General features: G+C 47.1%; 13 protein-coding genes and 1 pseudogene. 3 read left to right on the top strand and 11 right to left on the bottom strand.

Annotated features, from left to right (window positions below; genetic code table 11):
• The first annotated feature begins 62 nt into the window (after positions 1–62).
• Positions 63–1,235 (top strand): IS4 family transposase, encoded by a 1,173-nt coding sequence (locus AC8GE9_RS01890; protein WP_506675413.1) that lies wholly within the window; start codon positions 63–65, stop codon positions 1,233–1,235.
• 59 nt (positions 1,236–1,294) lie between these two features.
• Positions 1,295–3,121 (top strand): CocE/NonD family hydrolase, encoded by a 1,827-nt coding sequence (locus AC8GE9_RS01895; protein ID WP_506675414.1) that lies wholly within the window; start codon positions 1,295–1,297, stop codon positions 3,119–3,121.
• A gap of 23 nt (positions 3,122–3,144) precedes the next feature.
• On the opposite strand, the gene AC8GE9_RS01900 is transcribed toward AC8GE9_RS01895, so the two are convergent.
• Positions 3,145–5,598 carry a GcvT family protein gene (locus AC8GE9_RS01900; protein ID WP_506675415.1) on the bottom strand — a complete coding sequence of 818 codons (2,454 nt, stop codon included), beginning with the start codon at positions 5,596–5,598 and terminating at the stop codon, positions 3,145–3,147.
• 48 nt (positions 5,599–5,646) lie between these two features.
• Positions 5,647–6,594, bottom strand: a pseudogene (locus AC8GE9_RS01905) (transposase).
• A gap of 491 nt (positions 6,595–7,085) precedes the next feature.
• Between AC8GE9_RS01905 and AC8GE9_RS01910 the strand changes: the two are divergent.
• Entirely contained in the window at positions 7,086–8,129 is a 1,044-nt protein-coding gene (locus AC8GE9_RS01910; RefSeq protein WP_506675416.1) for a LacI family DNA-binding transcriptional regulator, read from the top strand.
• Here the strand turns inward: AC8GE9_RS01910 and AC8GE9_RS01915 are convergent, their stop codons facing one another.
• From AC8GE9_RS01915 to AC8GE9_RS01955, 9 genes are read right to left on the bottom strand one after another with little or no spacing between them, the layout of a single operon-like run.
• A complete protein-coding gene (locus tag AC8GE9_RS01915; RefSeq protein WP_506675417.1) occupies positions 8,130–9,227 on the bottom strand; it encodes a glycerol dehydrogenase in 1,098 nt (365 codons plus the stop codon).
• The gene (locus AC8GE9_RS01920; protein ID WP_506675418.1) at positions 9,228–9,998 is read right to left on the bottom strand and encodes an SDR family NAD(P)-dependent oxidoreductase; all 771 of its coding nucleotides are present in this window, start codon (positions 9,996–9,998) and stop codon (positions 9,228–9,230) included.
• A 3-nt stretch (positions 9,999–10,001) separates the two neighbouring features.
• Entirely contained in the window at positions 10,002–10,835 is an 834-nt protein-coding gene (locus tag AC8GE9_RS01925) for a carbohydrate ABC transporter permease (RefSeq protein WP_506675419.1), read from the bottom strand.
• Positions 10,832–11,719 carry a carbohydrate ABC transporter permease gene (locus AC8GE9_RS01930; protein ID WP_506675420.1) on the bottom strand — a complete coding sequence of 296 codons (888 nt, stop codon included), beginning with the start codon at positions 11,717–11,719 and terminating at the stop codon, positions 10,832–10,834. The genes AC8GE9_RS01925 and AC8GE9_RS01930 overlap by 4 nt, the downstream gene beginning before the upstream one ends.
• A gap of 1 nt (position 11,720) precedes the next feature.
• Entirely contained in the window at positions 11,721–13,022 is a 1,302-nt protein-coding gene (locus tag AC8GE9_RS01935; RefSeq protein ID WP_506675421.1) for an ABC transporter substrate-binding protein, read from the bottom strand.
• A 30-nt stretch (positions 13,023–13,052) separates the two neighbouring features.
• The gene (locus AC8GE9_RS01940) at positions 13,053–14,144 is read right to left on the bottom strand and encodes an ABC transporter ATP-binding protein (RefSeq protein WP_506675422.1); all 1,092 of its coding nucleotides are present in this window, start codon (positions 14,142–14,144) and stop codon (positions 13,053–13,055) included.
• Positions 14,145–14,149: 5 nt separating this feature from the next.
• A complete protein-coding gene (gene xylB, locus AC8GE9_RS01945; protein WP_506675423.1) occupies positions 14,150–15,655 on the bottom strand; it encodes a xylulokinase in 1,506 nt (501 codons plus the stop codon).
• Positions 15,656–15,695: 40 nt separating this feature from the next.
• A complete protein-coding gene (locus tag AC8GE9_RS01950; RefSeq protein ID WP_506675424.1) occupies positions 15,696–15,974 on the bottom strand; it encodes a hypothetical protein in 279 nt (92 codons plus the stop codon).
• A 2-nt stretch (positions 15,975–15,976) separates the two neighbouring features.
• Positions 15,977–17,479 (bottom strand): FAD-binding oxidoreductase, encoded by a 1,503-nt coding sequence (locus AC8GE9_RS01955; protein ID WP_506675425.1) that lies wholly within the window; start codon positions 17,477–17,479, stop codon positions 15,977–15,979.
• Between the last annotated feature and the right edge of the window lie 76 nt (positions 17,480–17,555).

Raw genomic sequence — 17,555 nt, forward strand, 5'->3', positions numbered from 1 at the left:
TTTGAATTCAAATTCATCATTTTTGGGTATTTTCCTAGGGGTTAGCCTCTGGGGGATATCTCATGAACGTCGGCAAGACGCTTTTTGCGCAGATTATGGAGTTCGTGCCGTGGACGAGCTTTGGTCGCATCGTCGATCGCTACGGCGGCAACGCGGGCGTTCGTCGCATGACTTGCGCGGAACAGTTTCGCGTGATGGCTTTTGCTCAGCTGACGTGGCGAGAGAGTCTGCGCGACATCGAGGTGACTCTTGGCGCCAACGCGAACAAACTCTATGCGATGGGGCTGCGTCACAGCATTCATCGGTCGACGTTGGCCGATGCGAACGAAGCGCGCGATTGGCGCATTTGGGCGGATATCGCTGCACTGCTTATTCGTCGCGCGCGCAAGCTCTACAGCGACACGGATTTGGTCGGACTCGACTTGAAGAACACCGTCTACGCACTGGACGCAACCACGATCGATCTGTGTTTGAGTCTCTTCGATTGGGCTCCGTTTCGCAAAGCCAAGGGTGCAGTCAAGCTGCACACCTTGTTGGACCTGCGTGGCGCAATCCCAGCGTTTATCCACATCAGCGACGGCAAGATGCACGAAGTCAATGTGTTGGACTTCATGCCGATCGAAGCTGGTGCGTTTTATGTCATGGATCGCGGCTACCTGGATTTCACACGTCTTTATGCCTTGCATCAAGCGGGCGGATTCTTCGTGACCCGCGCCAAAGCCAATATGAATGCTCGGAGAATTTATTCGGCATCCGTCGATCGATCGACCGGAGTTATTTGCGATCAAACGATCTTGCTCAACGGGTTTTACGCCACGCAACATTACCCCGAAAACTTGCGGCGCATTCGATTCAAGGATGTCGAGAGTGGCAAGACGCTCATATTCCTGACCAACAACTTTGTCTTGCCCCCGCTGACCATCGCAGCACTCTACAAGAACCGTTGGCAAGTCGAATTGTTCTTCAAATGGATCAAGCAGCACCTGAGAATCAAGAAGTTCCTGGGCAACAGCGAGAATGCCGTCAAGACGCAAATTTGGTGCGCCGTGTCGACTTACGTGCTGATTGCCATCGTCAAGAAGGAACTTCAAATTAATGCCTCGTTATACACATTGCTACAGATATTATCGGTGTCGGTATTTGAGAAAACTGAGCTTTCAAGCGCCTTTCAGGGCGATGCACTCACATCTGATTTACTCGACTCCGCTAACCAATTGAATTTATTCGGAAATTAACCGGACACTACTGATTTTATGAATATATTATATGAAGTTTAAAAATTCGGAAATAAATAATGCCTGATAAAGATAATCTCGGCGATGCCTGGCAGATAACGCCATCGGAATATTTAAAAACCAGACCTGCAACCTGCCGGATTGGAGAGCCAACTTCACAGTACCTCACCATGCCTGATGGTGTTCGTTTAGCGATCGATGTTTATCTTCCTGTGAGCGCAGTTGATCAAGAGGCAACCCACTTTCCAACTATCTTAATTTTGACGCCTTACTATCGACGCTTTAAAGTCACGGCCCCGGGAGCAGAACCTTCTCCTAATATCGCCATATACAGAGATTTTTTTGTTCCTCGTGGCTATGCACTTGTCGTTGTCGATGTACGTGGCAGTGGCGCTAGTTTTGGTGCACGAGATTGTTTTCGTTCTCCACGCGAGCGTGAAGACTATCGTGAAATCGCCAATTGGGTTGTTGCGCAGCCTTGGTCGAGCGGTACGATCGGCTCCACAGGAATTTCGTATCTTGGGGCTGCGGCATGTTTTCTTGCTAGTACTGGGCATCCCGCTGTCAAAGCGGTTGCGCCTCTTTTCTCGGTTCATGATACGTATACGGATCACGTTTTTCCAGGGGGGATCAAGTGCACCACCGTGACGGAGAATTATGATGCACTGGTTTCCGCTTTGGATCTCGACAGGCGCGATCTTCTTGCGAAATATCCTTATTTCAGTGATCCACGCTATGCCGGTCCGCAACCGGTTGATGAGGACACGGACGGTCAGTTGCTTGAAGAGGCTATTGAGCAGCACAAGGACAGTTTTCGCATGCGAGATCTAGCTCCTGAGTTTGCCTACCGCGAGGAAGCTGCTTCGCATGATCCAAATATGCATAGCGGATCTTTTAGCCCGTATTGGTATTTGTCTCAGGTACCAGGGCAAGTGAATATTCTTTCTGTCTCTGGGTGGTATGACGGTAGCGCTTTCGCAAATGGCGCAATCGCCCGGTTTTTAAGTAATCCTGGCGCAGATAATCGTTTGCTACTGGGTCCCTGGGATCATGGTGCGCGCACGAATGGTTCGCCTTGGCGTAGTCAGGGTGAAACAAAGCCTGAGTTTCCAATACTAGGTGAAGTGCTTCGTTTTTTTGACGAACATTTAGCGGGTATGAATACCGATCTGAGCAATGAGTTACCCGTTCATTTCCACACGCTACACGCCGAAAAATGGAATGCATCGCAAACTTGGCCTCCACAAAATAATAGTACCCGACTTTATTTTGCTGATCATGGGCAACTTCTCCCAAATGAAGCAAAGACAACATCAAAGGCTTCGTACAAGGTCAGTTTTGCAACTAGCACTGGGCAGAACAGTCGTTTTGAGCGACTGGGCGCGCTAGCGATAGAGGATTATTATAAAGACTGGGATGGGCGAGAGTCCCGCATGCTTAGTTTTACGTCTGAACCAATGGTCGAGGCCATCGAGTTGTCTGGTCACATTACGGTTCGTTTACGAATGTCTTCGTCTGAACACGATGCCAGCATTTTTATTTATCTTTCAGAGGTCGATGCAAAGGGACGGTCTTGGTTCGTGACAGAAGGTTGTTTGCGTTTGCTCCATCGCGCCGAGGCTAGTCCACCCCTAAGCTACAACGTGAACTGGGTGTTCAGAACATTTCACAGGGAACATGCCAAGCACATGCGGCCTGGAGAATTTGACAATGTCAGATTAGCCTTGCTGCCGATTTCCTGGAAATTTCAAGCGGGCAGTCGTTTGCGTATTTCGATCGCAGGGACTGATGCCGACCATTTTGCTCAAGTGCCGCATGGTCGTCCTCCTTTACTGGAATTTGCACTCGGTGGTGAAAACGAGTGTTTTGTTGATTTGCCTTTATAGATTTATAGTCACGAGTGGCTCGCTCACTTCTTTATTCGTTCTGATTTTGGGTCATAAAACGGTGCGAGTTGAGCGCGAGCTTCATAGCGCTTCCAGCCAATCTCTATTTCAAATCTCTGCGATGCAATCCAATCAGCGGTAATCGGCTCATCTGCTCGCACGTACCCCATGCCAAGAGACGCTCCGACTCGGTGACCATACATGCCAGAACTCATTGCACCAGCTCGTTTGCCATTTACCCAGATCGGCTCTTCCCGATAAAGGAGTCGGTCTGTGCCTTCTAAACGAAACTGGAGCAAACGTCTCTTTGGTGCGCCTAATTCACGCTGTGCGAGCAGCGCCTCGCGTCCTATAAATGCAACTGGTTTATCGTACGCAACTGTAAATCCTAAACCTGCCTCAATATTATTGTCCTCAATGCTCACATCATCACCCCAATGGCGGTAGCCTTTTTCCATTCGGCATGAGTTCATGGCGTGCATTCCTGCCATGGTGAGGCCATACTCTGCCCCGGCCTGGCAGATGCGCTCATAAACATGCATGGCAAATTCGCCAGGAATATAAAGCTCCCATCCAAGCTCGCCAACATAGGTGATCCGGCTAGCGCGAACCTGAGCATAGCCAATCTCGATGATTTGCGATGTCGAGAAGGGGAAGGCCTGATGGGAAAAATCAGTGTGTGGTGCAATCTGTTGCATCAGCGCGCGTGAATGAGGCCCCATCACACCAAGCATAGGCATCCCCGCCGTGTGGTCAAAAACGAAGCAGTGATCAGCCTGCTCGGCATGGTTGCGCAAATAGGATAGATCGCGAAAGTGAGTCAACGCTGCAGAAACTACCATGAACTGTTGCTCGCCCGTACGTGTAATGGTCAGATCAGCTTCAATTCCGCCTTGAGCGTTGAGCCATTGGGTATACACCAGTTTGCCGATCGGAACATCTATCCTGTTACATGAGATCGTTTCCAAGACGCGTAATGCGTCGCGGCCTTCCACCATAAACTTTGTCATGGAGCTCTGATCGTATAACGCGACTGCGTCTCGCGTCGCCCTACACTCAGCAGCGGTGCAGCTAAACCAGTTTTGTTGGTAATAGCTGTATTCATATTCCGGTTTGATGCCTGGTAGTGCGAACCAATTTGGTCGCTCCCAACCGGCAAGTTCTCCGTAAACTGCACCGGCTTGTTTTAGCGCATCGTAAAAATGTGTCCGACGAGCACCACGTGCGGTCGTGAACTGGTAATAAGGCCAGTGCATCTTATAGAGAAGCCCAAGAGTTTCGACTGTTCTGTCATGCAGGTATTGGCGTGTACCTTGGAAAGGACTCATGCGTCGCACATCGATATCGACTAAATCCATGGGCGGTCTTCGGTCGCGGATCCATTCGGCTAATACCTTGCCGGCTCCGCCAGAGCTCTGGATGCCGATGGAGTTGAATCCGCAAGCCACAAATAGATCTTTGATCTCTGCCGCCTCGCCAAGCAAATATCGGTCGTCAGGCGTAAAACTTTCTGGACCATTGAACCAAGTCTGAATCCCAGTGTTTTCTAGTATAGGCATGCGACTCGCTGCTTTCTCTAAAACGGGCATGAAGTGATCCATATCCTCTGGTAATGAATCAAAACTGAAGTCCTCGCGAATGCCTTGCATTCCCCAAGGTTTGGCCCTGGGCTCAAAGCATCCAAGCAAGATCTTGCCAGCATCCTCTTTGTAGTATGCCCATTCGTCAGGGATACGCAGCACAGGCAGATTTTTCGGCAAGCCTTTGATTGGCTCGGTGACTACGTAGAAGTGCTCAGCAGCATGCAGCGGTAAGTTAACCCCGGTTTGGCGACCCAATTCATGTGACCACATCCCCGCGGCAATCACTACTGTTGACGTACGTATATCGCCCTGATCTGTCACCACACCAACTGCACGCCTATTCTCTGTCAGTATTCGCTGTACTTTGATGTTTTCAATCACCTTCGCACCGCCCATGCGTGCTCCCTTGGCGTAGGCTTGGGTCACATCGACTGGGTTGCATTGCCCATCCTTTGGTAGAAAAACGCCACCGACTACGCTTTCAAGACTGAGGTACGGATATTTTGCGAGTATGTCTTGCGCTGACAGAATATCAACGGATAAACCAAAATTATTGGCCATCGAAGCACCACGTTCGAGCTCTTCCATGCGTTCAATGTTAAGTGCAACCGAAATCGAGCCGTTTTGCTTGAAACCCGTTGACTGTCCTGTCTCCTTTTCTAAGCAAAAAAGTAGATCGGTGGTGTACTTTGCGAGTTCTGTCAGGTTGCGCGTGGCACGTAATTGACCAACGAGTCCTGCAGCATGCCAAGTTGTACCGCACGATAATTGTTTGCGTTCAAGCAACACCACATCTCGAATACCGAGCTTTGTTAGGTGGTAAGCGATTGAGCAGCCCACAACGCCGCCTCCAATGATGACGATATCTGCCTGAGAAGGGAGTTGGTTGGGCATATTGTTGAAATCCTTAAATTCGAACAAAATAAACAAAATAGTAGTTCACTAGTGTCTCAACGTTTGGAACAGATCTTGTTGAACAGGATAATCCGATAACTCGGTAGGTTCAACGGGCTTGCCGAGTAAAGTTTCTATGGGCGTCATTTCAAACATGTTTAAGTCCAATACTCTTAGGATTTCGTAAAGCGAATGTTTCAAATTCAATCGCTTCTTCATAATTGCAATCGAGACGTAGGTCGCAATCGCGATCCATATTTGCGTCTTCACGGCATTTTCCGTGTTGCCATAAAAGGCTTTGATTCGAAGGTGCTGTTTGATCCATTAGAAGAACAATTCGACTTGCCAGCGCTGTTTGTAAATTGCGCAAATAGTGTTGGCTGGCAGGAGGGTGAGATTGTTTGTCAGAAACTCGAAGGTATTGCCTGTTTCGCAGTCGAAGAACGCTTTAGCCATGTGCAATGTGTAAAGTCGCGCGAAGTCGACATACGCTTTATCTATCACGTAAAACGCAGCAGCCTCGATATAGCCTTGCTCGCAAAGGATATCAAGTACTTTTACATCATGTATTTTTTCCATCGCTGATGTGAATAAAACTCGGGATCGATCCCTTCAAATCTATCAGGGTATGAAGCTTGATCGCGGCCTTCGTAGTTCGAAACGGTGCCCCATTGAAGATGCTCAAACACAAGTCGATCATCGTCGAGTCCAGAACATAAACGGTCGCGCCCATCAGCGACGCAAACTCCGAGTTCGTCGGTTCGTTGGCGTAAAGCGTACGGGCCGTTATGATCAAGTGATCGGCCAAGTCCGCAAAAACTTCCCACGGTCTGACTCGGTTTGCGTTGGCCAAGGTACAGCGAGAAACCGTTTTCAGCGCAATCCTATGTGATAAAAATGTTTGCGTTGCGCTCGATGAGCTGCAACCATTAGACTGAATGCTTTGAGCGGCAGATAAGCCATGACTTGCGCGAATACCAATTGACCAGTGTGCATGATCATCCCAGGTAGATAACATCTGCAAATGATGACTTAAGTTTGAAATCGGATTCAAATCGTGGACAACAAAAAATAGGGATTTATCTATGAATATCAATTATTTATAGCGTTTTGCTTCTGAAACGTTGGGACTAGTGAAGATAAGTTGCTGTTTTAATTGATTTTTAAATAACCAATTTTTTCTGAGTTTTGAGAGTCTTCTCAGGTTGCCTATGATTATGGTGTTTTTGCATCCTCTAAGGTTCCCGCTCCTATCGTCAACAAAATCAATGCTGACTTCATTAAAATACTGATCAAACCTGCAATGACAGCAAAGTTTAATGAGCGGGTGCTCAAGTTGTTACACTGACTCTGACGAGTTCAAGCAGAAAATACTCAAGGAAGTGAATGTGCTGAAAGAAGTGATTGTCAAAAATAAGATTAACCTTTCAGCGTAGTCATCATTGCGAATATAGGTTTGCAAGACCGATTTAAATTTTTGGATACACATGCCAAGAACTCCTTCAATTTCCAGACCAACCCTGATAGATGTCGCCGCTCTTGCAGGTGTGGATGTGTCGACAGTTTCTCGTGTTCTTTCAGGCAATATGAATCAACGTGTTGCAGAGGAAACAAGAGAGCGTATTCATCAGTGTGCCAAGCAGTTGGACTATCAGCCCAATATCACGGCACGAAGTTTGCGTGTGTCGCGCACGTTTTCTCTCGGTATTGCCGTGCCTCAGTTGGACAATCCCGTTTTTTCACAGATTATCATTGGGGCTGAGCGTGGCGCACGCGAGTACGGCTATTCCTTGCTAATCGCCCATATCGAAGAGGGCGCTGCTGACGATGATGCGTATGCACGTCTCGCAAGCACGAATAGGGTCGATGGACTTTTGGTCACAACATTAGATGATAATAGCGTTGTGTTGAAAGCCGCTAAAAAAGCAAAAGTCCCGTTCGTGCTACTCAATCGCTCGGCACAGGGAGTTCGTAACTCCATTTACTTTGATAGCGCAGCAGCTGCAAGAATGGCAGTTGAGCATTTGATCAAGCTTGGCCATCGTCGGATTGCACATCTTTCCGGTCAACTTAATCCTTCAACCGGGATTGGTCGATTTGCCGGCTATCGCGATGCTTTACTGGATGCTGGCATTCCCTATGACCAAGATCTTGTTGCTGTTTCAGGTTACACCATCAAAGGTGGCGCAGACGCGATGCATGAAATACTCAGAAAAAATACACGTCTACCTACGGCAGTATTTCCAATTACCCTTTCCGCTGCCACAGGGGCGCTGATGGCATTGCATCAGCATGGTATTCGCGTACCAGAAGATATGTCCCTCGCAACTGTACATGATGGTCCGATCGCGCAAGTCATGTATCCGCCCTTGACGACAGTACAAATGCCTGTTGAGCAGATGGGATATGACGGCGTTGTGAGCCTGATTGAACTCATTCAGGGGAGACGTAAAAGTGTAGATATAAAAATGTCTCCCCAACAGTTAATCATTAGGGGTTCAACAACCAGTCCAGCTGTGGCTGCTGATTGATCATCCTCTCATTTTTTTGCCTAATTCATCCGCACTTTTAATGCAAACTGCAATCCTGTTCGCATCGGCAGGCGGATCAATATTTCCGATATAAGGTGCAGCGACTGTCAACGAAGCCATTTCCATGATTTCCTCTTGTGTGGCGTTTGGTGCGCCAAGTTGAGTCAGTGTGACTGGTAAGTCGATTGATTGACAAAAGCGTGCATGAGTATAGATTTCATCCATTGATCGGTTTTCAGCAAAGAGCTGTACGATCGAGCCAAAGGCAACAAGCTCACCATGCAGGAATTTACTCATGCCAGGATGCGCAGTGAACCCTCTGGTGAGTGCGTGTGAGATAGACAAGCCACCGCTCTCAAAACCAAGTCCGCTAAGTAGCACAGTAGCTTCAATGGCTCTTTCAACATTTTCGTCTGATGTGCCATGCTGTTTGAGATGTAAAAGAGCCGGTAAACCAAACTCTAAAATGGTTTCATAACAACGATCGGCAAGTAACCTTGCCGTGGCCAATGATTGCGTACCAAAAAAGTTTTTACCGCCTGCCAGATAGCACTGCTGAGCTTCAAATTTTTTGCTCAATGCATCGCCTAGTCCTGCAGCAAAAAATCGAGTAGGTGCACGCGAGATAATGCTGCTATCAACAAGGACTACATCAGGATTTCTAGTGAGTATGTCAACCCCAGCGACTCGATGCTGTTTGTCGTAGAGCACAATGAGTCTGCTAGTCGGAGAATCATTCGAGGCAATCGTCGGAATAATGATTAATCTAAGGTTGTGAGCTTTAGAAAGTCCCTTTGCTGTATCAATTGTTTTTCCGCCTCCAAAACCTATGATGACATCATCGCGAGTTGGATCGATGTCAACAGCAAGCATTGAAATAGCTTGCGCAGAGCATTCTCCCTCAAACCTCAAGATCTTTGGAACGATGCCCACTTCATGCAAAGGAGATACGATCGCGTCGCCTGCCGCCTCACGTACGATATCGTCCATAAGGATCACTGGATTTTTAACTTGAAATTCTTGAAGCAACTCTGGAAGGTGTGAAATTGCCTGAGGGCCTTGAATATATCGTCCTGGAAAGCCAATTGTTTTAATCATTTAATTTCCCCAGTAATAGTCGCGTCTTCCGCCATCCATGCAAATTAATTCGCCATTAATAAATGCCGCCTGCATAGAGCAGAGAAATACAACTAAAGCAGCAACTTCACTGGGTTTACAGGTTCTTCCGACTGGATTTTGTTTGGCTAATAAATTACGCATTTCCTGGGAAAACTGAGCGATAAGTTCTGTCTCAACATATCCTGGTGCAAGGGCATTAGCGGTGATTCCCGCAGGTCCTACTTCTTTTGCAAGTGTTTGTGTAAAGCCTTGAATCCCCGCTTTTGCCGCAGCATAGTGTGACACCCCCGGGCGACCACCTCCAGTAAAGTTCATAGAGGACATATTGATGATTCTCCCGAAATGATTCTTCTCCATGTGAGGAATCACAGCGCGAGACCATAAAAAAGTACTTTTCATATGTGAATGAATCATCGAGTCCCATGCTTCAACGGGCATATCCGCTACTTGATATGCGGGCTTGACACCGATTCCAGCATTGTTGACCAGTATGTCAATTTGACCTAATTGAGTTGCCACCTCATGAGTAATCCTTGCAACGGTTGCTTCATCGGTTGCATCGCCAATAAATCCATAAGCATCAACCCCGTCAGCACGCAAAACTTTAACTGCATGCTCACAAGCATGTCGATCGATTTCATTGATTGCGATTCTGACGCCTTCAGCTCCCAGCGCCTGTGCATCAGCAAAGCCAATCCCACGCGCACCACCGGTGATCAAGGCAACTTTATCTTTTAAACCGAAATCCATTTTTTATCCTTTGACTGCACCAGCGGCCAGACCCTTGATGAAATACTTGCTTAAGAACATAAATAAAATAAAAAGAGGCAGGGTAATCATTGTGGCTCCGGCCATCAGCTCGCCCCAGCGAGCATCAAACGAACCGATAATTGAAGCAAGCCCAACAGGAAGGGTCTTATTTGCGTCGCTATTGACCAAGATAAAGGAAAAGACATAGTCGGTCCACGAGAGCAAAAAAGAAAAGATAGATACAGTCACAATGCCAGGAAGTGAAAGAGGTAACACGACCCGTACAAAGGCACCGGCTCTCGAACAACCATCCACCATCGCTGCTTCTTCAAGGTCAAATGGCATGACTTTGAAAAACCCCCAGAGCATCCACACGCCTAGCGGAATAGATAGGGTGCAGTGTGCAAGCACAACTGCGATGAGGTGGTCTGCAAATCCGATTTTGGCAAAAATAGATAACAAGGGAATCGCCAACAACAAAGGAGGAAACATATAAGCGTAGAGCATGCTGCCAATCATCGCTGTTTTACCTGGGATACGGTAGCGTGTGACGACGTAGGCAATAATCACCGACACAACAAGTGTGATTGCAACTACAGACAATGCAACGAAAATACTATTGGCAAATTGCAGAGGGTAGTCGGTTAACTCTAGCAAGTTGCGGTATGAGGTGAAATTCCAGTCGATATTTTTAGGAAAAAGTTCAGGCTTACCAAATAGTTCTTTCTCTGGTCGTAAGCTTGAGACAATCATCCAATAGATTGGGAAGAAAGACCACAATCCCAACAATACGGCTGCAATAAGGATTCCCGCACGCGCAACCAAACTTTTTTTCATGTGCGCTGATCCTTTTCTTCTAAAGGGTAAAAATGAAAATAAACGATAATCAGTATCGATAGCACTGCAAAAGAGAGCGTGGCGACGGCAGCACCACCTCCTACGTCATATTGCGCGAATGCTCGGCGATACGCCATGATTGGGAGATGCTCTGTCGCTCCAAGTGGCCCCCCCTTTGTCAGCAGCCAGATGATGTCAAACTTATTGAACATCCAAATACTGCGAAGCAAAATAATGACAACTAGCATGGGCATCAGCATAGGGATGGTGATATGCCAGAAACGTGCCCAAGGGCCAGCACAATCAACCCGAGCGGCTTCATAAAGCGACTTTGGTACTGTTTGCAAGGCAGCCAAAAAAGAAACGGTAACAAAGGGCGTCCACGTCCATACGCTTGCGACCACAACGACACCCATTGCGATCACAGGATTTTCAAACCAGGCAGGACGTCCTATTCCTATTTGTTCTGCCCAAATGGTCAGTAAACCAAGACTTCCATCCAGCAGCCATTGAAAAGCAACAGCAACGACTACGGTAGGAAGTAAGTAAGGAAGAATCGCCAAACCCCGAATGACAGGTCTACCCCAGAAGGGTTGGTCAAGTAGAAGTGCACAGGCAATTCCTAGCACGAGCTGTAAAGAAATTGTAAGCAGGGCGAAGACAATCCCCACACCAAAAGCACGCCAGAAGGCAAACTCTGAGAGAACCTGTGCATAGTTAGCAAGCCCGACCCATTTGCTTTCTGAAACGAAGGACTCGGATTTATACAGACTCAAGTGCATGGCATGCAAAACTGGCACAAGAATCAGTAGCAGAGTTAACGCAATGCATGCGACAAAGGCTGCAAGCAGCCATTTGTCGCTAGAAGTACGAAATGAGTTCATCTTAGCCAAGAACAGTTCTGTATTTTTTAGCCATGATTTCAAGAGCTTCCGATGCCGGCAACCCCTTTACCATCACGTTTTGTAACGCATCACAGATTGCAAATGTCTCGAACATTTTCGGTGGGCGCAAATCAATTGAAGGACCCTCAGTATCAATCGATTTAATAATGATGTCTTTTCTGGTGAGTAAGCTTTTCATGAAGGCAATCAGATCGGCATGTTTTTCAATCAAAGGATGTGCTCTCCAGCGTGGATCATCATAAATATCCATACGTGGTGGTTGAAAATGAAGTGGGGCGGAATGCAAGAAATTAATATAGTGACGCTCTGTGAACCACTCCATGAATTTCACAGATTCATCCTTCATGGGCGTATTCAAAATTACCCATCCGTCGTAGCCGTGATTAACAGCCTGTGCCTTGCCCGCGCTATCTGGATACATAAAAAATCCAGTATTAGCGACTAAGGCGGGCGCTTTGTCTTCTAGTACTTCCATTAACCTTCCTGCATAAGGTGCATGTGCAATTTGTCCACCTGAATACTGACCCAGTACCGTTCCAAAAAGTGCCTGCGTCATGCCTTGAGGCATACTTGGTGATAGCTTTTTCATGTATTCGAGGTAGGCAATCACCTTGGGTTTCATTTGCGCGTTATCCAAGATCAGCTTGAAATTATCATCAAGCATACTGACGCCTTCCGCCCACATGTTGCCCAGCGACATCCACTGAGTTGCAGAGTTCGCACCAAGCGGCATACTGATGCCGAATTTTCCATCGCCAGTCAGGACTTTTGCATTTTCTTGCATTTGATCCCAAGTCGTTGGAACCTTTAGACCCTTCTGTTGATATAAATCCTTGCGGTAATACATCCAGCAGAAGTTATAGTCATAGGGGTACCAATAATTTTCACCTTTAATCGGAAATAGGATTCTGGGACCCCATTCATATTTACTGACTAGTTTTGTGATCGGAACGAGCTTGCCAGCCTCCGCGAGCAAAAGAACGTGCCCGGCAAATGCAAGCGTACTGATGTCGTAAGGTGTTCCTGCAGCGATCGAAGCTTGTGTCTTGCTAAATGCGTCATCTGGTGGAACCGTATCAATGATGACTTTGATACCAGTCTGCTTTTCATATTCGGCCGCTGCAACACGAAGCACTCTGACTGAATCTCGACCTGGTTCGGCATTTAAAAATCGAATCGATTTTTGCTGTGCGTGTACCGCAGGTGCGCCAGTCAGTGCTAGAGTTGCCCCTGCAACTGCCGTCTTTAATACAGTACGACGATTAAATACTGAGTTTTTCATTTATGTCTCCTGTGATGGTCTTTTTATGAACTACGCTAGATTGATGCCAGTTTCAGCATCGAAAATATGAATATGTCTAAGATCTAAATAAAGGCGGTCGACTGCTTCTTCGTGAGTATGGGTTTGTCTACCTGAAAGAACACGTAACTTGATGTCCTTGACATTATCCACAAGCTTATAAACAGTGAGAGTATTTGCTCCCATTTGTTCAACCAGTAAGACCGATGCATTTACGGCAGGACTCCCGTTATCTGTCAGGCTGACATGCTCCGGTCTAATTCCCAAAATTACTTTTTTGTGATTAAGTACTTTTGGTGCCTTTTTCGTCTCAATCTCAAGGTTGATGCCTTGATAAATAAACCTTAAAGCACCATCTGAATACATCAGTTCACCAGGTATCTGATTCATCTCTGGCGCACCAATAAAGCCCGCAACAAAGATATTTGCGGGGTTGTCATAGACATCCAGCGGCTTTCCAACCTGTTGAATCTTTCCTTGATTCATAATGACAATGCGATCACCAAGTGTCATTGCCTCAACTTGATCATGCGTGACATAAATCATGTTAGTACCGACACGTTTATGAAGCTGGGCGAGTTCTTCACGCATTCGGACACGTAATTTTGCATCAAGATTAGAAAGTGGTTCGTCAAGAAGAAAGGCTTCAGGAGACCTGACTAAGGCTCGGCCAAGCGAAACGCGTTGCATCTGTCCACCAGACAGTTGGCGTGGTTTTCGTTCAAGAAGATTTTCAATATTTAACATTTCTGCAGCCCACTGTACTTTTTTTTGTATTTCGGCAGCGGGTGTTTTGCGCATTCGTAATCCAAAAGCCAGATTTTCATAGACTGATTTATGAGGATAGAGCGCATAATTCTGGAAAACCATTGCAATATTTCTTTCTCCAGGCTGGAGATCCGTGACTTCTTTTTCTGCAATAAAAATCTGACCGTCTGAAACTTCTTCGAGTCCAGCGATCATTCTTAAAGTCGTAGATTTCCCACATCCTGAGGGTCCAACGAGAACGATAAATTCTCCATCAGCCATTTCGAGATCAAAGTTTTCTACAACAGCTTGTTGACCATATCGTTTGCTGACGTTTTTAAGTGTGATGGTTCCCATCTCGATCAGCCTGTGAGCTTGGATAAAGCATGGTTAACTTGCTCTAGACCTTTTTGAGCGTCTTTATAAATCTCAAACAACTTGTCATAAAACACAACTAACTCTGGTTCTGGTAATGCACGATCAATAATTTTTGCGCAATCCAATGCTGCACGCTGCTCACTTTCAAAGACACCAATTCCTACGCCAGCAATGAGTGCAGCACCAAAGGAAGCGTCAGTTGTTTCAGGTAATAAGATTTCAATATTTAGAATGTTGGCAACAATCTGTCGCCAAATCGTACTTTTTGAACCGCCTCCAATAATTCGAGCGCGTTTGATATCCATCCCCCGTGCTCTAAATTGTTCGAGTACATCGCGTAAGGAAAATGCGATTCCTTCATACAGTGCCCGTGCGAAGTGACCTTTATCATGACGAAATCCGATTCCGACAAAATCTGCTTTTAATAGCGGATCCCAATATGGTGCTCTTTCTCCTTGTAGGTACGGGTGAAAAAGTAAGCCTTCAGACCCAGGTTTAATTGTTCCGGCCAGGCGGTCCATTTCAGCAAATGCTTGACTACCACTTAATCCATCTGTCATGAAAAATTTATCACGCAACCAGCGATGTGCAGAGGCACAGCTATTTGTTCCAGAGATTGCATACCAGAGTCCTGGGATAGCGAGTGGATAGTTGATGAGTGTCTCGTGTATGTGCGGTCTGTCGATCACCACACTCACGGTACCTGCTGTTGCAAGTTTGATCGTTCCATCTCCAGGTGCAATTGAACCTGCGCCAAATGTTTCGATAGAGGTATCCGAAGTGCCACATACGACGGGCGTGCCTTCACATAAACCTGTTGCACGCGCTGCTGCTTCTGTCACGCTTCCGACAATAGACGTCGGATGAACAAGCGGTGGGAGAGTGGAAATATCCCAGTTTGCTAACTGACATAATTCGTTTGACCAGGTATCCTTTTTTGGATCAAAGAGCAGCGTTCCAACAGCCTCGGTTCGGTCAGTTTCCCAAGTCCCTGTCAGGCGAGATCTGAGCCAGTCTTTTGCAACATACACACGTGCCGTCTTCTTGACTGCATCTGGTTCGTGTCGTGTTAACCATAAAAACTGTGGAAGGGTCCAGGTCGGAGCAGGGCGATTAAAACCAAGTTCAAGAATCCTTGCCCCGTTTTGTTCGAATAGCTCGCGTGATTCTTCACCGCTTCGTTGATCATTCCAGAGGATAGCTGGCCTAATAAGATTTCCTGCCTGATCCTCAAGAACAGGTGTATGAGCGCCTGCGCTGAAAGAAATGGCAGCGATCTGTGACGCCCCAATACCGGCTTCCTGGATTGCTCTGGGAACTGTATCGCATACAGCGCGCCACCAGTCCATCGGATCTTGTTCGCTCCACCGCGGAAATGGCGAGTGGGTCGTGATGTCCATACTGGCGCTTCCACACACTTTTCCTGTGGAATCTATGATCATGGTTTTAAGACTACCAGCTCCAATATCAATACCCATCAGCCATTTCATATCAGCATTTCCTTATTTACAACATAGCGGGAAAGTAGAGTTAACTCTGCAGGTTTTGTAGGGCAACATCAAGTACTTTTGGCATATTCAGGCTATAGGTGCAATGGTTGACACTGGCATTCACCGCGTCCCGCCGAGCAAGTGCTTCACGCGTCTGCGCATCTAGACTGAGTCGTCCTTGCAATACAGCCAAGGTAATTAAAGATAGCGCCGACGGCGTTTGGGTTTCGATTTGTGGCCCTGTCGTCTGGTAACTGGGTCGACATGTATTTGGGCAGAATGCGCAAATTGTCAGATCTTTTATCGTTTGCTTCATCATGATTAAATATCCGTTTTCCAGGTTGATCCACTCGGTTGACGTAAGCCGAGTTTTCCCGGGTTCATCAGGTTGTCAGGATCCAAACCGTCTTTGAGTATTTGAATCATATCTAGGCCAGCATTAAGCTCTTGCTGCATCCACGGTCCACGGAAAAGCCCCGCTCCGTGATGATGGGCAATGGAGCCCTGCATATCCAGACAAATACTTTCAATGGTGTCCCAGGCCTTCTGGTGTAGTTTGAGTGCCCGATCCTGATCCATTGGCGGTAAACGGATCGTCATATATTGACACGCCCCTTCTGGGTAGACATGAGACCAGTGCGCTCCGAAATGAATCTCAGGATGAATGGCATGAACTGCTTGGTGCATGGCCTCGTACATATCGGCTAGTTTGCTCCAGTTTCCTGTGATTTCAACCGTATCCATAAAATAGCCGTCTGTTTGCCACTGCGTTGAATACGAGTGAAATCTTGTTTCTTCCCAGTGCTGATATGGTGCATCATCCGTCGTGACTGCATCGTGCTGAGCGCATATCTCGAGCGCTAGTTGACGCTCAACCTGAGCCAGTGCCTTCTTGCCCGAGAACTTCATAATGCACAGAATTGGTCTTTTTGAGAACTCCGGTATCCCATCCGTTCGTTGTGCACTCTCTTTGGAATCGTAGAGCCGTACGACTTCTGGCCGTAATTCTGCTTGCATAATTTCGCGACAAGCGGCGAAGCCAGTTTCAATATTTGGGAAGGCCAGCACAACGGCAGAGCTGAATTCAGGTAAGCGCCAGATGCGGACTGTCAACTCAGTCATCAGACCCAGGACGCCTTCTGACCCAACAAGCATATCCTTAATACTCGGGCCGACGGCTCGACGCGAAAGCGGACGAACTTCAAGGAGCTGTCCATCTGGTAAGACTGCTTTTAATCCTACAACAATATCTTCGATTTTTCCGTATCGCGATGAAGCTTGTCCAGCTCCACGACATGCGGCCCAGCCACCTACGGTAGACATTGTGATGGATTGTGGGAGGTGTCCTGCTGTGAAGCCTTGTGCCCGAAGAGCCTCCTCAAACTGCCAGCCATTCATGCCAGCTTGTACAGTCGCAGTTGAGTCGATTACATTAATCGCGATCAATTTATTGAGCCGTTTAAGGTCAATCACGAGTTCTCCAACCAGAGGGATTGTCCCTCCCAGAACGCCTGACCCAGCGCCAAAAGGAATCGTGCAAATTTTCTCTGCTCGAGTAAATTTTACGAGTTGCTGAACTTCCTGAGGCGTACCTGGCATGGCAATGGCCATTGGTAAGGTGGCTGGTAGTTGCTGTGCTCTGAGTTTGTAGAGCGCAAAGGGTAATCTGTCACGACAGTAAGCGTAACGATCAGCCTGACCGATCAGTACGTTTTCCGCGCCTAGTAGTTTTGCAATGCTACTAAGTTGAGCCTGCTGTTTGTCAGTCTTATCTAAAAGGCTGGTAGCTTGCAGGTCGACTACTTTGCTGACTGCTGTGTTCATAATAGGTATCTGCCAAAATATTCAGTAAGGTTTATCAACTTATTTACTTAGAATGGACAATCGTTTGTTCATCTGG

Source organism: Zwartia lucis, assembly GCF_965234455.1.
Taxonomy (GTDB): domain Bacteria; phylum Pseudomonadota; class Gammaproteobacteria; order Burkholderiales; family Burkholderiaceae_B; genus Zwartia; species Zwartia lucis.

What these genes read in the sequence shown, in the direction of transcription:
- AC8GE9_RS01900 (WP_506675415.1), bottom strand. Translation starts at nt 5,598, where the DNA reads ATGCCCAACCAACTCCCTTCTCAGGCAGATATCGTCATCATTGGAGGC.
- xylB (WP_506675423.1), bottom strand. Translation starts at nt 15,655, where the DNA reads ATGAAATGGCTGATGGGTATTGATATTGGAGCTGGTAGTCTTAAAACC.
- AC8GE9_RS01935 (WP_506675421.1), bottom strand. Translation starts at nt 13,022, where the DNA reads ATGAAAAACTCAGTATTTAATCGTCGTACTGTATTAAAGACGGCAGTT.
- AC8GE9_RS01940 (WP_506675422.1), bottom strand. Translation starts at nt 14,144, where the DNA reads ATGGGAACCATCACACTTAAAAACGTCAGCAAACGATATGGTCAACAA.
- AC8GE9_RS01915 (WP_506675417.1), bottom strand. Translation starts at nt 9,227, where the DNA reads ATGATTAAAACAATTGGCTTTCCAGGACGATATATTCAAGGCCCTCAG.
- AC8GE9_RS01955 (WP_506675425.1), bottom strand. Translation starts at nt 17,479, where the DNA reads ATGAACACAGCAGTCAGCAAAGTAGTCGACCTGCAAGCTACCAGCCTT.
- AC8GE9_RS01950 (WP_506675424.1), bottom strand. Translation starts at nt 15,974, where the DNA reads ATGATGAAGCAAACGATAAAAGATCTGACAATTTGCGCATTCTGCCCA.
- AC8GE9_RS01890 (WP_506675413.1), top strand. Translation starts at nt 63, where the DNA reads ATGAACGTCGGCAAGACGCTTTTTGCGCAGATTATGGAGTTCGTGCCG.
- AC8GE9_RS01920 (WP_506675418.1), bottom strand. Translation starts at nt 9,998, where the DNA reads ATGGATTTCGGTTTAAAAGATAAAGTTGCCTTGATCACCGGTGGTGCG.
- AC8GE9_RS01925 (WP_506675419.1), bottom strand. Translation starts at nt 10,835, where the DNA reads ATGAAAAAAAGTTTGGTTGCGCGTGCGGGAATCCTTATTGCAGCCGTA.
- AC8GE9_RS01895 (WP_506675414.1), top strand. Translation starts at nt 1,295, where the DNA reads ATGCCTGATAAAGATAATCTCGGCGATGCCTGGCAGATAACGCCATCG.
- AC8GE9_RS01930 (WP_506675420.1), bottom strand. Translation starts at nt 11,719, where the DNA reads ATGAACTCATTTCGTACTTCTAGCGACAAATGGCTGCTTGCAGCCTTT.
- AC8GE9_RS01910 (WP_506675416.1), top strand. Translation starts at nt 7,086, where the DNA reads ATGCCAAGAACTCCTTCAATTTCCAGACCAACCCTGATAGATGTCGCC.